The 14369-nt window shown below is 71.7% G+C and carries 11 protein-coding genes; 5 read left to right on the top strand and 6 right to left on the bottom strand.

All coding sequences use genetic code 11. The features are described from left to right. Positions 1 to 86 precede the first annotated feature (86 nt). Positions 87 to 257, bottom strand: a complete 171-nt coding sequence (locus tag AB0M93_RS00690) for a hypothetical protein (protein ID WP_364266493.1) — start codon at positions 255 to 257, stop codon at positions 87 to 89. A 1187-nt stretch (positions 258 to 1444) separates the two neighbouring features. Here AB0M93_RS00690 and AB0M93_RS00695 point away from each other — a divergent pair. Together AB0M93_RS00695 and AB0M93_RS00700 are read left to right on the top strand one after the other, a co-directional pair. After that, positions 1445 to 4639: a glycosyltransferase gene (locus AB0M93_RS00695; protein WP_364266496.1), complete on the top strand. Its 3195-nt coding sequence runs from the start codon at positions 1445 to 1447 to the stop codon at positions 4637 to 4639. 118 nt (positions 4640 to 4757) lie between these two features. Next, entirely contained in the window at positions 4758 to 5807 is a 1050-nt protein-coding gene (locus tag AB0M93_RS00700) for an acyl-CoA desaturase (protein ID WP_364266499.1), read from the top strand. A gap of 166 nt (positions 5808 to 5973) precedes the next feature. On the opposite strand, the gene AB0M93_RS00705 is transcribed toward AB0M93_RS00700, so the two are convergent. Next, complete coding sequence (locus AB0M93_RS00705) at positions 5974 to 6327, bottom strand: hypothetical protein (RefSeq protein WP_364266502.1); 354 nt, start codon at positions 6325 to 6327, stop codon at positions 5974 to 5976. A 304-nt stretch (positions 6328 to 6631) separates the two neighbouring features. After that, on the bottom strand, positions 6632 to 7501 hold the full coding sequence (locus AB0M93_RS00710) for a hypothetical protein (protein ID WP_364266505.1): 870 nt from the start codon (positions 7499 to 7501) through the stop codon (positions 6632 to 6634). A gap of 643 nt (positions 7502 to 8144) precedes the next feature. On the opposite strand from AB0M93_RS00710, the gene AB0M93_RS00715 reads away from it, so the two are divergent. Then, a complete protein-coding gene (locus tag AB0M93_RS00715) occupies positions 8145 to 9401 on the top strand; it encodes a hypothetical protein (RefSeq protein WP_364266508.1) in 1257 nt (418 codons plus the stop codon). A 109-nt stretch (positions 9402 to 9510) separates the two neighbouring features. Here the strand turns inward: AB0M93_RS00715 and AB0M93_RS00720 are convergent, their stop codons facing one another. From AB0M93_RS00720 to AB0M93_RS00730, 3 genes are read right to left on the bottom strand one after another with little or no spacing between them, the layout of a single operon-like run. Beyond that, the gene (locus tag AB0M93_RS00720) at positions 9511 to 10995 is read right to left on the bottom strand and encodes a glycoside hydrolase family 130 protein (protein WP_364266510.1); all 1485 of its coding nucleotides are present in this window, start codon (positions 10993 to 10995) and stop codon (positions 9511 to 9513) included. Beyond that, positions 10992 to 12008: a hypothetical protein gene (locus tag AB0M93_RS00725; protein WP_364266513.1), complete on the bottom strand. Its 1017-nt coding sequence runs from the start codon at positions 12006 to 12008 to the stop codon at positions 10992 to 10994. The genes AB0M93_RS00720 and AB0M93_RS00725 overlap by 4 nt, the downstream gene beginning before the upstream one ends. Then, positions 12008 to 13132 (bottom strand): glycosyltransferase, encoded by a 1125-nt coding sequence (locus AB0M93_RS00730; RefSeq protein ID WP_364266516.1) that lies wholly within the window; start codon positions 13130 to 13132, stop codon positions 12008 to 12010. Before AB0M93_RS00730 ends, AB0M93_RS00725 begins: the two co-directional genes overlap by 1 nt. Before the next feature lie 364 nt (positions 13133 to 13496). Between AB0M93_RS00730 and AB0M93_RS00735 the strand changes: the two genes are divergently transcribed. Both AB0M93_RS00735 and AB0M93_RS00740 read left to right on the top strand, forming a co-directional pair. Next, entirely contained in the window at positions 13497 to 13709 is a 213-nt protein-coding gene (locus AB0M93_RS00735; RefSeq protein ID WP_364266519.1) for an RGCVC family protein, read from the top strand. Then, positions 13706 to 14179, top strand: coding sequence for a DUF5994 family protein (locus AB0M93_RS00740; RefSeq protein ID WP_364266522.1), 474 nt, complete (start codon positions 13706 to 13708; stop codon positions 14177 to 14179). Before AB0M93_RS00735 ends, AB0M93_RS00740 begins: the two co-directional genes overlap by 4 nt. Positions 14180 to 14369 lie beyond the last annotated feature (190 nt).

The following is a 14369-nucleotide window of genomic DNA, read 5'->3' on the forward strand; positions in this document are numbered from 1 at the left end:
CTGGCACGCGACCCGGTAGACCAGCGTCAGCATCCGGCCGGGCAGATCGACCTCCGCGGATTCCCACTCCGGCACCGGGCCGGCCGTCATCCGGTCACCTTCGGCCGCGCTGACTGCGCCGGCAGGTGCTCCAGCAGCCAGACGAGTTCCGCGGCGTCGATGATCCCGGCGTCCGCGGCGCGGACCCAGGCGTCGGCCGCTCGCCGAACGAACTCGTGGGTGATGAGAGGTTTCGCGGGGTCCTGGACGCTGGTCATCAGCTGCTCCCGGTGGGCGGGTGACGCGTGTTCGGCCACCGGGGTCCGGGGTTGCCGCGAGGTGCTGCTCTTGACGAATCGTAGGCCGACTTCCGCCGGGGAGCGAATTCGATGACCGGCGCTCCACCCCGGTTTTAACCCGGTTGGGGGGTAAGAAGGCCCGGAGATTGGTCTCTTCGGCGCAGTTGATGTGACATAGGGCCCTAGCTGTCACCCCTGCTTGGAGCGGACGCTGGGGAACACGGAGAGCAACACGCGGACGGCGGGTGGAGTTGCCGCACTGCTTCCGCGTCGCCGGGGGCCCAGTCACATGTGGTGCTTGCCGCTGCCGAGTCTCTCCGTTCCTATGACCCTTCCTGATTTCACAACTGCACAGAGGAGCCATCGCGGTCACCCGCCACTATCCCCGCGGTCCGGATCTGTTCGCCGGATTCGGTTCCGGTGAACGGCAGAGGCCGCGCACCCCCGAGGTGAACCGTCGCGTCGATCCGGTGTTCGTCGATCCGAGCGGGCGCCGGCGGCTGCTGGTCCGCGGTTCGGCCGGAGTGCTGGCTGTCGCCGGAGTCGCGTTCATCGCCGGTACCGGGCTGTTGCCGGCCAACCAGCCGGCAACGTCCGCCTCCGGCGACGCCGGGTCGAATCCGTACCGGGCGGTCATCTGGCCGCGCCGGGTGTGGAACAGCCGGCCGTCGGCGCGGGAGCGCGAAGCCGTCGCCGGGGACGGGCCGGAGCTTCGGCCCGCAGATCGCCATACCGGTGAACGTCCTTCCCCTGTCCCCGGTAGCGGGTGGTACCGCGTCAGCGGGACAGCAGCCGGTAGCCGGCGGCGCCGCTGCCGGGGGACAACAGCCCGCAGGCGGAGCGCAGAGTGGCACGAGCGGGCCCGCAGCCGCGGTGTCTCAGCAGCCGGGGAACCAGGCAGCCGCCGGCCATGCGCCGGTGAATCGGGCCGATCCCGTTCAGCCGGCGAGGCCCGTAGCCGTGGTTCCGCCGGTAGCGGTGGTCCCGCCCGTGGTCGTGCACCCGCCTGTTCCGGCGGTGGTGGCGCCGGTCGTGTCCGTCGTCCCGCCCGTGCTCGAGGTCGTCGAGGGTGTGGTCGCACCCGTGACCGGGGCGGCCGGGTCGCTTCTCGGTAACCTGCCGTGACCGGGCGCCGGAGGTGGCGAGGCCGCCTCCGGCTGCCTTGGGTGTTCGCGGGCATCGCGGTGGCCCTGCTGTCGGTGATGCTCGTCATCGCGGGCTTGGCGAGCTCTCAGGTCAGCAACGACGCCAAGGCGCACGACCCGGTCGGCACCTCGTCGGTGCCCGCCGCCGTGATCAACGGTGGCGCGGTGGTCGACGCGACCCGCTCTCCGGTGGTCTCGCGGGCGCCGGCCGCCAAGACCGTCGCACTGACCTTCGACGACGGACCCGATCCGACCTGGACTCCCCAGATCCTCTCCATCCTGCGCAAGCACCAAGTGCCCGCGACGTTTTTCGTGGTCGGCTCGATGGCTTCGCGCCATCCGGAACTCCTCCGCAGGATCCACGACTCCGGTTCGGAGATCGGGCTGCACACCTTCACCCACCCCGACCTGGTGGACGTCTCCCCGTGGCGGATGGACCGGGAGCTGGACGAGACGGAAACGGTGCTCGCCGGCAGCACCGGGCTGACCACCAACCTCTTCCGTCCGCCGTACCCTTCCACCGTCTCCGCGGTCGACAACCTCGGTTACCGCACCGTGCAGTCCGCCGCGGCGCGCGGCTACCTCAGCGTCTTCACCGACACCGACAGCGACGACTGGGCGCGGCCGGGGGTCGCCGCGATCCTGCACAACGCCACACCGCCCTCGGACGCGGGTTCGATCGTGTTGCTGCACGACGCCGGCGGCGACCGGTCCGAGACGGTCGCGGCCCTGGACCTGCTGATCCCGCGGCTGCAACAACAGGGCTACCACTTCGCCACCGTCACCGCCGCGGTCGGGATGCCTCCCGCCAACCAGCCCGCCACCGCGCGGGACCGGGTCACCGGTGAGACCCTGCTGGGCGCCATCGGCGTTTCCCTCGCCGTGGTCGCCTGGCTGCAGTGGATCCTGCTGGGTGTCGGCGTGCTGGTGATCGTCCGCCTGCTGCTGATGCTCGTGTACGCGGGCAGGCACGCCAGGCAGCGCCGCCATTCGCGCTGGAGCTGGGGGCCAACGGTGACCGAACCGGTCTCGGTCATCGTGCCCGCGTACAACGAGTCGGCCAACATCGAGGTGGCGCTGCGGTCCATCCTGGCCAGTGACCACCCGGTGGAGATCGTGGTCGTCGACGACGGGTCCACCGACGGTACCGCCGACCTCGTCGAAGCTCTCGAGCTGCCCGGAGTGCGGGTCTTCCGCCAGCCGAACCAGGGCAAGGCGGCCGCGCTGAACGCCGGGATCGCGCACGCCCGGTACGACCTCATCGTCATGGTCGACGGCGACACCGTGATCGAACCCGCCACCGTCCGCCGCCTCGTGCAGCCCTTCGCCCGGCCCGGGGTCGGCGCGGTGTCCGGCAACGTGAAGATCGTCAACCGCGACACCTTCCTGACGAGGCTGCAGCACATCGAGTACGTGATCGGGTTCAGCGTGGACCGCCGCATGCACGACCTGACCGGGTCGATCTGCACGATTCCGGGCGCCGCGGGCGCGTTCCGGCGAGCTGCGATCGCCGATGCCGGCGGCTTGAGCTCGCTCACCCTGGCCGAGGACACCGATCTGACGATCGGGATCGGCCGCGCCGGCTGGCGGATGGCCTATGTGGACGACGCGGTCGCCTGGACCGAGGCCCCGGCGACCCTGAGGCAGCTGTGGCAGCAGCGGTTCCGCTGGACCTACGGCACGATGCAATCGGTGTGGCGGCACCGCCGGGCGGTCGTCCAGCGGGGCACGGCGGGCCGCCTGGGCCGCTTCGGGCTCCTGCACGTCCTCGCGTTCCAGATCGTGCTGCCGGTGACCGCGCCGCTGATCGACGTGTTCTTCGTCTACGGGCTGTTCTTCCTCGACCCCGGGACGACGCTCGTGCTCTGGCTGTCGGTGATGCTGCTGCAGAGCGCGGGTGCCGCGTACGCCTTCCACCTCGACGGCGAGCGGAAGAGCGCCCTGTGGCTGATACCGATGCAGCAGCTGGTTTACCGCCAGCTGATGTACGTGGTCCTCATCCAGTCACTGGGCGCGGCGGTGTCCGGAATTCTCGTGCGCTGGCAACGGATGCACCGCACCGGTGCGCTGCGAGCGACCGTGCGGGCCGGGGTGGCACCCGCCCGGCCGGTCGAGCCTGCGGTCGCTCCGGCCGCCGGGCCCCCGCCGCCGGTCCGCCGTGACCGCTGGCTCGACAGCCTGCGCGCGGTCGCGCTGGTGCGGGTCGTGCTCTACCACGGCACGGGCTGGGGGTGGCTGAGCCTCGCCTTCCCGTCCATGGGCGTGATGTTCGCGCTCGGCGGTTCCCTCATGGTGAGCTCACTGCGCCGCACACCCGTGGTGGACGTCGTCGGCCGGCTGTTGCCCCCGCTGTGGCTCTTCGGCCTGGTCGCCGTCGGCCTGATGCTCGCGCACGGCTGGGCGCGCGACACCGGCGACCTCGCCCTGAGCTGGCCGCGGATGGTGTTCTGGGTGTTCCCGATCCTGGACCCGCCGGGCAGTCTCTGGGGTGCGGACTTCACGGTGGCGCTGTGGTACCTCCGCACCTACCTGTGGTTCGTGCTGCTCAGCCCGCTGCTGTTGCTGGCGTTCCGCCGCCGTCCGATCGTCACCGTGCTCGCCCCGCTGGTCTTCGTCGCGGTGGACGCCGTACTGGGCTCCCCGCTGGCCGATTCGGGGCCGGTCGGAGAGGGCGTGTTGGACTTCGTCACCTTCGGCGCGTGCTGGGTGCTGGGCTTCGCCCACCGGGAAGGCATGCTTCGCCGGATTCGTCCGGCCGTGCTGGCGGGACTGTTCGCCGCCGCGGTGGGGCTGGGCGCCTGGTGGACGGCGGGGCACCCGCTGCCGGACGGGACGTTCGACCTGAACGAGATCCCGCTCGGGCAGGCGTTGATCTCCGCCGCCGCGATCCTCGTGTTCCTGCGGGTGTCGCCCAAGCTCGCCTGGCTGGACCGGACGCCGGTGCTCGGCCGGCTGGTGACCCTGCTCAACGCGCGTGCGGTGACGATCTACCTGTGGCACAACGTCGCCATCGACCTGTCCTATCCCGTCGACGACTGGCTCGGCTGGTCTTCCCAGCCGGTTCAGCTGGCGACGTCGGCCGTCCTCACGGCCGTGGCCGTCCTCGCCTTCGGCTGGGTCGAGGACCTGGCGGCCCGCCGTCCCCGGCAGCTCCTTCCCGGTGGCCGCCGGAAGCCGGTCGTTCCACCGCGCGCGGTCGTTCCCGCGAACACCTGACGATTCCTGTGGTGCCGGTCCTGTCTCGTTTAGTCCGTGAGCCCACCGGGAATCCGGACACGGTAGTGAACACGTGGTCGCCCCAGTCCCCGGCGCCAAGATTCGGGAGAGGGCTTCCATGGTTGTATCTCCGGAGAGCGTCGACGTCGGCGTTCGCACGAAGTCGCGTAACGACTTCAGTGATCTCGTTCGCCTCGTGCGGGGTGAAGGCCTCCTCGACCGCCGCCACGGTTACTACGTGGTGAAAATCAGTCTCACCCTGCTCGCGCTGGTGGGAGGGTGCGTGGCGTTCGCGGTGCTGGGCGATTCCTGGTGGCAGCTGGCTACCGCGGTGTTCTTCGCGGTGGTGTTCGCCCAGATCGCGTTCCTCGGCCACGACGCAGGCCACAACCAGATCTTCCGCACCGGGCAGGCCAACGACCGCGCCGGCTACGCCTTCGGCGCCATAGTCGGAATGAGCTACGGCTGGTGGATGGGCAAGCACCGACGCCATCACGCCAACCCCAACCACGAAGGCGACGACCCTGACATCGACATCCCGCTGCTCGCCTTCACCCGGGGTCAGTCGGTCGAGAAGAGCGGGTTCGTGCGCTGGACTTCGAAGCACCAGGCGGCCCTGTTCTTCCCGTTGCTGTTGCTGGAAGGACTGAGCCTGCACTGGGCGGGCATCCAAGCGGTGTGGCGCGGCGAAGTCAAAGCGCGGTGGCTCGAAGCGGGGCTGCTGCTCGCGCACGCCGGTGTCTACCTCGGTGCGGTGTTCGTGGTGTTGTCCCCGCCCGTGGCGGTCGCGTTCATCGCGGTGCACCAGGGGCTGTGGGGGGTCTACCTGGGATGCTCGTTCGCACCGGGCCACAAGGGCATGCCCACCTACACCGACAAGACCCAGCTCGACTTCCTGCGCAAGCAGGTGCTCACCAGCCGCAACGTCCGCGGTGGCCCGTGGGTCGACTTCACCCTCGGCGGGCTGAACTACCAGATCGAGCACCACCTCTTCCCCAGTATGCCGCGCGCCAACCTGCGCCGCGCGCAGCCCCTGGTTCGCGCGTTCTGCTCCGACCGCGGGATCGACTACGCCCAGTGCGGGCTGCTGAAGACCTACCACTACGTCCTGCAGCACCTCCACGACGCGAGCGCGCCACTCCGCGCGAAGAGCGCACCCGCCCGGTAGCCGCGAGCTCGCCGGCTCGATGGCCGGCACGAATCCGGGTGCCGTCGACCTGGACCCCGCCGCTTGGCGCGAGCCGGTGCGACGGGCGCTCCTCGACCACCAGAACCGGCACCGCCGCAATCCTGCGGTCAACGGCCGTTCGGTTCGGCGGACCGCGCGACCACGATCAGCGAACGGGTCTCGGCCCGGTGAGTGGTGGGCCGGCGGACGGGATGGTTCCGGCCCGGCCGTGCCGGCGGCACGGCCGGCGAGGAAGGTGCGTCCGGCGTGGCCGAACCGTGCCCGGCCCACCGCGCCGGGCCGCCGGTGGTGGCTTGGCGGCGTGCACCGGTGACTTCGGCTTCATCACCACCTCGTCGATCAGGCTGATCGCGGCGTCGGACACCTCGGTGTGGTAGCGGGCGCTCTTGCGCGGCGCATCAGCCGGCACCCCGAACACCCGCGTGCTTCGGGCCGGCCCACCGTTGAGGCCGCCGGTCGCCTGCAGGGCGGTCACGCCCCAGGTGGACCCGGTGTCCATGATCGCCCGGTCGAGTGCGGACGGGCCGCGGTCGCCTGTGGACCGGGCTGAGCGGCCGGCCAGGGTTACCCGCACGACCCCGCCGGCCGGCTGGCCTGCGGGGGTCGTGGTGGTCGAACTGTGGTGCTACAGCGGTAGGAGGGGGAGCAGGACGGCGCCGGCGGCGCTGGTGATGGCGACTACGGCGCCGTTGACGATGCCGATGACGGAGTCGATCAAGCCGCCGACGATGACGATGCCCATGATGGGTTCTCCTTTGTGTTGGGTTGAATCTTCTTGCGGGCTGGGGTCTTCGGTGCGCTGGTCACCCGGTGCAGTTGGGCACGGCGGGAACGCTGCCGACGCAGTTGTTGGGGGTGTTGGCGGTGATGGGGGCGTTGGTGGTGGTCATGGTGCCGCCCTGGCGGTAGACGCCGCCGGAGTTTCCCAGCAGCAGCAGGGCGTGGTTGTCGGTGACGGCGGTCTGGGTGAGGGTGGTGGCGGTGGAGCCGACGGCGGAGATCCCGCCGCCGCGGCCCGCGCTGTTGCCGGTGACGAACAGCGGACTGCCGGAGACGCCCGTGACGGAGAGGGTGCCGCGGAGTCCGTTGTAGACGGCGCCGCCGTCGCCGAGGAGGGTTGTGTTGCCCGACAGCGGGCTGTTGGTGAACGTGGCGGCGGGGGCGGTGCCGGTGGGGGTGTCGGGGTTGGCGAGTCCGCCGCCGTTGCCGGTGGCGGTGTTGCCGGTGAGGGTGCTTCCGGTCAGGGTGACCGCGCCGTGGTTGAGGATGCCGCCGCCGTCGCCGACGACGTTGCCGCGGGTGAAGGCGACTCCGGTGACGAGGGTGAGGTTGCCGGTCGGGCTGACTTCGGCGATCCGGAACATCCCGAGACCCGACAGTGAGGCGTTGGTGATGGTGGCGGGGCCGGTCAGCTGGATCGGCGTGGTGATGACCGGGAGCGCGTTCGCGGCGCCGCCGTGTGCGGTGGTCATGCCGTAGGTGCAGCCACCGGCCAGGACGAGGGTGTCGGAGGTGGGGGTGGAGTTGGCCAGGTCGACCGCCGCGACGAGGGCGGTTTCGCTGCAGGCCACCGGAATGGTGATGGCCTGCGCCGCCGGGGCCAGCGCTATCAGGCCTCCGGTCGCGACGGTGGCGCCGAACATGATCCGGGCTGTGGCGTGGATACGTCTCATGGCGATTCTTTCCTGGAACACAATAGTGGCGGGCTGCGGCGCGGCACGCCGTCAGGAGAATTCCCGCGGGTCGGCCCGATTCGCCGAACGGGCCGGGTGGGATTGCCCACAAATAAAGACCTCGGCTTGCGATCTGCGTCGCAATTGTGACGAGCAGGTCAGGTACCGAGGTCTGGGGTAACAGGGTCAGCCTATCCCGGTCCGCCGGATGATCGATACCGGGGTCCCCCAAATGGCGGCATGCCAAGGGGTTCATCTGCCACATCTGCAACGATGTGAATCGTAGACCGGCCGAGTGGCTGCGCGATTAATCTGATTCAGGCAAATTCGGTGGTTGTCTTCGCATTTGGCTTCTCGTGTCGGTGGATATCCTCGCAGAGGAGTGAACTACCGTCTCTTGGTTGCCATGTGTGCGCCACAGGGCAAGTGTGGGGCTTGAGAGTGCTGGCGGACCTTGCCCCGGATATCCGGCACGGAAATGCCACAGTTGAAGTGGTCATCAGCCGCACTCCCGGTTCCGTGGCTTCAGCCCGGTTCCACTCGACACCATGAAAGTTTTCTCATGAGATCAAGTGCACGTACCACTACGGCTCGCCGAACCCGTACCGGCCTCATTGGACTGGGTACCGCCGCGGGGTTCGCCTTGATCGTCCCTGGCGCGGCCCACGCCGACCCGGTCGGCTGCACCCGTGTCTCCAACGGTTCCGGTGACACCATCACCTGTACCGCGGGCATCGCCGGCGGGCAGTTCCTCACCGGCACCGCCGGCAACGACTTCGTGACCGTCACCGGTGGACCCATGGGCGGCACCATCGACGCCTTGGCCGGCAATGACACGATCACCATGACCGGCACGGCCGGCACCACCGGTGCTCCCGGCGGCGCGGGCGGGTCCGGCACGACTACCAGCCCGGCCGGATTCGCCGGCGGTGCCGGCGCGGCAGGCGGCGTAGGTGGTCTCGCGCTGGCCAGTACCGGGACGGTCAACGGCGGGGACGGCTCCGACAGCGTCACCGTCACCGGTGGCGCCGGTGGGACCGGTGGCCTCGGCGGGACCGGCGGAGCCGGAGTCCTCGGCGGAGCGGGCGGTGCCGGTGGAGTCGGCGGCGCGGGCGGCGCGGGTGGCCAGGCCGGAGTCGGCGCCGTTCACGGCGGTCTCGGCAACGACACGGTGAAGGTCACCGGGGGCGCAGGTGGCGCCAGTGGCGCCGGAGCGCTCGGCGGCCCGAGCGGTCCCAGTGCCGGTACCGGCGGCGTCGGCGGCGTGGGGGGCGCAGGCGGCGTGGGCGGTATCGGTCTCGGCAGTTCGGGGCTCGTCAGCGGTGACGACGGTATCGACGGCATCACGGTGGCCGGTGGCGCCGGAGCCAACGGCAGCGCGGGCGGGAACGCCGGCGCGGGTCACGGCGGTGGCGCGGGCGGTTTCGGCGGCGTCGGCGGAGCGGGCGGGATCGGCAGTTCCGGTTCCGTCACCGGCGATGCGGGCAATGACACCGTGAAGGTCGACGGCGGGGTCGGTGGCCTCGGGGGGACCGCGGGCAAGGGCGGCAACGGCATCGGCGGTGGCCAGATCGGTGGCGCCGGTGGCGGTGGCGGGGCCGGTGGCGCCGGTGGCGTCGGCAACAGCGGGACCGTCAACGGTGGCCTCGACGACGACGGCATCACGGTGACCGGTGGCAAGGGCCCCAACGGTGGCACGGGTGGTGGTGGCGGCAACGGCTGCAGCCCGGCCGCCGGTGGCGCTGGTGGCGCCGGCGGGACTCTCGGGGCCGGTGGTGTCGGCAGCTCCGGCACTGTGGCCGGTGGCGGCGGCACCGACACCCTCGTGACAGCGAACGGCGTCGGCGGGTTCAACGGCATCGCCGGTGCGTCCGGCATCACGGTCGTCTGCTTCGCCTGATCAGCACTCTCGCTGAACCCAGCCCGGCAGGGGCGGCTCCGGCCGTCCCTGCCGGGCTGTTCGACGAGCAGGGCGACGGGTGCGCGAACGGGGGCCCACCGGTACGCGCTCACGCACGCGTTTCCTGGAGCCGGGCGATGAGGGCGTCCACCGGTACGGTGGCCAAGGCGACGCGGGTGTCGCTGCTGCCGTAGGGGAGCCAGAGCGTGCCGTCGTGGATCAGCCCGCCGCAGGAGTAGACGACGTTGGGGACGTAGCCGTCACGTTCGTCCTCGTCCGGCAGGAGCAGCGGCTCGGGCAGCGCGCCCACGACCCGGGCCGGGTCGGCGAGGTCGAGCAGCAGGGCGCCGATGGCGTAGGTCCGCATCGGCCCGACGCCGTGGGTGAGCACCAGCCAGCCCGCCGGCGTTTCCAGCGGAGAGCCGCAGTTGCCGACCTGCAGCAGCTCCCAGGCCGCCGTCGGCCCGTGCAGCGGGACTTCGCCGGACCAAGAACGGCCGTCGCGCGAGGTCGCCAAGCTCGTCGTTTCCCCGTCCCCTCGGCACAAGGCGAGGTGCCTGCCGCCGACGAGCCGGGGGAACAGCGCCATTCCCTTGTTGCGGGCCGCCGGGCCGGTGAGGGCGAACGCGCTGAACGACGTCAGGTCGGCGCTTTCCAGCAGCCGCGGCGTCACGGTGGCGCCGTCGTACGCGGTGTAGGTGGCCCGATAGCCGGTCTCGCCCGTGTCGGCGGTGAAGCGGACGAAGCGGGCGTCTTCCATGCCGTGGCTTTCGGTCGCGCCGACCGGCCACAGCAGCCGTTGCGCGAGGTCGGTGTCGCCGGGGAAGCCCACCGTGTAACCGGCGGCGGCGAGTTCGCGGATGCGCTGGGTCGTGCCGGCCGCTCCCGCGCGTTCGAGCAGCCGGGGATCGAGCATCGCGAGCGCTTGGTCGAGGTCGGGCCGGCCGAAGGGATCGGGGAGGGTCGCGGTCACGGTGGCGGTGATCTCGTTGTCGCAGCCGTCGTGTTCCAGCGCGGCGCGCAGCCACGAGCGGCTCCAGGAGTCCGGTTGGCGCTCGCCCGTGCTCACCGGTCCGGTCCGGGGGTGCCACTCGGCGCGTGTCCCGGGCCCCAGGACGCCGGTGGCGAACCCGATCGAGGAGATGTGCCCTTCGCCGATCCCGCGCAGGCTGAGCGCCACTCGCACCTGCCCGGGCGACAGCCCGTCCTGCCGGGGATGCGCCACCAGGGACGGATTGCACAGCGCGGCCGCCTCGACCGCGTACTCGTGCGTGAAGCAGGCGCCGAGGAGCAGCCGGCGCCGGCGGCTGAGGGAGCGGGGGTCGACGAGCCGGTGGCTCACGATCGACGCGTGGTGTTCGAGGACCGCGAGCAGATCCCGATGGCGGCCGGCGAAGCCGGTCAGGATCCGGTCCAATCCGGACTCGACCGAGCTTTCCGGGAGGGCGAGGACCCGCGCGACCAACGCGGCCGCCCGCGACCGGGTCTCGGGCGCCTCCTCGCCGGGCACGAACAGCTTCGTCACGACCCGGGTGGGGTCGGGCCGGAACCCGGCCGGATGCCGGGTCGCCAGTCCCGCACTCTCGCCGGTCACGCCGCACCGACGCCGGTCAGCGCGTCGGCGTGCAGCCGCGGCAGCTGGAACGTCGCGAGCATCGCCAGCATCGACTCGGCACCCTGGTTGCGGTTGACACCGTCGGCGCGGAGCCCGTCGCCGCAGCCTCCCGTGTCCTGGTCCAGCAACGGCATGCCGGCGTCGTTGGCGCCCAGGAACCAATCGCGAGCCAGTTCCACAGTGGACGTCCAGCGGGCGTCGCCGGTGACCGCGTGGGCCCGGGCGCAGGCCGCCGCGAGCGCGGCCACCTCGATCGGCTGCTGGTCGAACCCGGGCGGTGACTGGCGTGGCGCCCAGCCGCCGGCGGGCACCACCGACAGCATGCCGTCCCGGGTCTGCCGGTCCACCAGCCAGCCCAGAGCACGCAGGCCGTCGGCGAGTGCGCCGGGGTCGGGCAGCACTGCGCCGGCGGCGATCAGGACCTCGGCGACCGCGGCGTTGGCGTACTCCAGCCGGGGCTCGGGCCACGGCCAGTCGCGGCCGTCGGGAATCGGCCCGATCGTCGTGACGGCGGCGCCGAGCAGCGCCCGTGCCGGCTCGTCCGCCGGGAACCGGGTGAGCACCTCGGCGGCGCCCAACCCGGCGAAGACCATCGCACGCAGGTCCGGAGACCGGCGGCGGGCTCCCGCGTCGAACAGCAGCCGGGCTTCGGCACGCAGCCACGCGCGTCCGGCGTGTGCTGCCGTACTGCCGAGCCCCCACAGCGCGCGGCCCCACCAGTCGCCGAGACCGGGGGCGTCCTGCCAGCCGCGGTCGTAGCCGAGCCGGTTGCGGAACCTGCCGTGTTCGTGCGCGTGCGCGGTGAAGGCGAAGAGCGTTTCCTGCACTCGTGACAGCTCCGGGGTCAGGTCCTGCTCGCGGCTCAGCACCACCAGGCCGCGCGCGGCGTCGTCGAGGCAGTACCCGTGCTCGCGTCGCGGGATGGCCCCGCACGCGTGCTCGAAGAGACCGACGTCGTCGGCCATGCGCAGCAGGTGGCGGTCGTCCAGCATCACGCCACCACCCGGGGCCGGGCGGCGACGAGCTCGGCGCCGAGCCGGCTGTACTGCGCGGCCACCGATGCCCAGCCGAGGCTGCGCGCGGCGATCCCGGCCGCCGCGGCCATCCGGCCCGCCGCGGCCCGGTCGGTGAGGATCTGCTGGAGAGCGTGCGCGATGGCCGCCGGATCCCGGTGGTCGACGAGCAGGCCCGCACCCCCGGAGAGCAGCTCGACGGCGTGCGGGAAGCGGGTCGCCACGACCGGTGTCCGCGAGGTGACGGCTTCGATGAGCACCCCGGAGGTGACCTGGTCGCGGGAGTCGTAGGGGAGGAGGACCACCTCCGCGTGGGCCACCAGCCGCCGCAGCGACGCGGCGGCGAGGTAGCGGGCGTCGAACCGGACCCGGTCCCGCACGCCGAGCCGTTCGGTCCGCAGCTGCAGCGACCGGCGGTAGCTTTCGCCCTGCTGTGCCTGCACTTTCGGATGGGTGCGGCCGGCCACCAGGTAACGCGGCTCCGGCCACTGGGCGGGCAGCAGGGCCATCGCCTCGATACCCCATTCGATGCCCTTGCCGGGACCGAGCAGGCCCCAGGTCAGGATCTGGCGGTGCTGACTGTGGTGCGGCGCCGCCGCCGGGCCACCGTTGTCGGGGGCACCGTGCGGGATCACCACGAGCCGGCCGGCGGGAACGTCGTAGCCGGCGACGAGCCGGGCGCGCGCGGTCTCGCTCATCACCACGACCGCGGCCGCGGTGGCGAGCACGCCGTTGAGGACCACGCGCTGATGCGGTGTCGGCGCACTGAGGACGGTGTGCAGCACGACGATCGCGGGCACGCGCAGCAGTTCCAGGACGCGCAGGACGTCTTCGCCGTCCGGGCCGCCGTAGATGCCGTATTCGTGCTGGACGATCGCCACGTCGTCCCGGTCGAGCAAGGTCGCCGCCGCGTGGCAGCTCGCCGGCGAGCCGGCGATCAGGTCCCCGACCACCTCGGGGCCGCCGGTGGGAGCGGCGGACTCGACCGCGCGGACCACCCCGCCCGCGGAGCCTGGCGGCAACGCGCCGCGCAGCGAGGCCGTGAACGACGCGAGGCCGCAGAGCGTGGGCGGATAGGTACTCAGGAGACCGAACGTGATCACACGGGCCCTTCGGGTCGGCGGCTGCGCACGGCAGCCCGGAACGGAATGGACGGTGGTGCGGCGAGCGGAACGTCATCCTCGTGCCCGAGGCGTCGCCGAGGTCATGCAGCGACTCTGTTTTCCCCCGCGGCCCGGGCCTAGAGTCGTGTGACCTTTTTTCGAGGGGCGTTCGGCTGCCGGGACCCGGCCGCACCGGGTGTGTGGGGTGGCCGGCACGGGCGTAAGGTGAAGGTATCGCCCCGGACCTCGGCGCATTCGGTGAATGCCGGGACCCGAAGCCGGAATTTCGAGCGAGTCCTGACTTTTCTCGTGTGATCAGCGGACCGCGCCCGCACGGTCGGCCAACTGAAAAGGAGAACCCGCTATGTCGAGGATCGATGTCGAATCGGGCGTTGCCGTCGCGGAAATCGGCGATCCGGCGGTGACCGCCTGCGCGGTGTGTCCCCATCCGGTGGAATCGCACGACATGATCGCGCGCCGGTTCTGCGCGGCAACGCAGGCGAGCACGGTCGACCGCGGCTGCGTCTGTTCGGGCGGACCGGAAAAAGCAACCGCCGCGATGCGTGTCCGGAAATGACGTTCTTCTCGGACAGCACGGCGGGGCCCGTGGTCGGTTCCCCGGCCGTCGAGGGGCGGCTGCGGGTGAAACCGCCGGGTGCGGTCAAGGGCTGCTTCGACGGCGGTTGGTGGCCACGCTCGCGGGAGCCGGTCGCGGAATTCAGTGCCCTGGTCACCGCGCTCGCCGCGGACTCGGGTCCGGTGGACCGGATCGGCTTCAACCCGGGTATGTGGGACATGGCTCCCCGGACGCTCGCGCTCGAGAGCGGTTTCGTCCGGCTGGCGGGGTTCTTCGGCTTGGATCGGCACACGATCGTCGTGATCGGACCGCGCATCCACCGGTTGACCTTGCTGGTGGTCCCGTCCGGCGCCGATCCGGCCGCGGCGAAGCGAGCGCTGGAAGCGGCCGCCGCGCCGGACGCGGTGGGGTCCGCCGTGCTGATCCTGACCACCAGCGGAGCCCTCGAGCCGTCCACCGGGACGGCTTGAGCGCCATTGCCGGCAGGCTTTGGTCCCGGCCGCTGGTGACCGACGGCGGGCGCGCGGGACGGCCGCCGTCCGCGACGCTGGAGTGACACCCGACAGTCCGGAGCGCGATGAGCCGACCGCACCCGGCGATGTCCGAGCAGGCCCTCGCCTCGGCCGTCCGCGCACCGTCTCCGCACAACACCCAGCCGTG

The sequence above is a fragment of the Amycolatopsis sp. NPDC051102 genome, from assembly GCF_040682815.1.
Taxonomy (GTDB): Bacteria; Actinomycetota; Actinomycetes; order Mycobacteriales; family Pseudonocardiaceae; genus Amycolatopsis.

Excerpts from the sequence above, each read along its gene's own strand:
- AB0M93_RS00690 (WP_364266493.1), bottom strand. The coding sequence starts at position 257 with ATGACCAGCGTCCAGGACCCCGCGAAACCTCTCATCACCCACGAGTTC.
- AB0M93_RS00700 (WP_364266499.1), top strand. The coding sequence starts at position 4,758 with ATGGTTGTATCTCCGGAGAGCGTCGACGTCGGCGTTCGCACGAAGTCG.
- AB0M93_RS00705 (WP_364266502.1), bottom strand. The coding sequence starts at position 6,327 with ATGGACACCGGGTCCACCTGGGGCGTGACCGCCCTGCAGGCGACCGGC.
- AB0M93_RS00710 (WP_364266505.1), bottom strand. The coding sequence starts at position 7,501 with ATGAGACGTATCCACGCCACAGCCCGGATCATGTTCGGCGCCACCGTC.
- AB0M93_RS00725 (WP_364266513.1), bottom strand. The coding sequence starts at position 12,008 with ATGCTGGACGACCGCCACCTGCTGCGCATGGCCGACGACGTCGGTCTC.
- AB0M93_RS00735 (WP_364266519.1), top strand. The coding sequence starts at position 13,497 with ATGTCGAGGATCGATGTCGAATCGGGCGTTGCCGTCGCGGAAATCGGC.
- AB0M93_RS00740 (WP_364266522.1), top strand. The coding sequence starts at position 13,706 with ATGACGTTCTTCTCGGACAGCACGGCGGGGCCCGTGGTCGGTTCCCCG.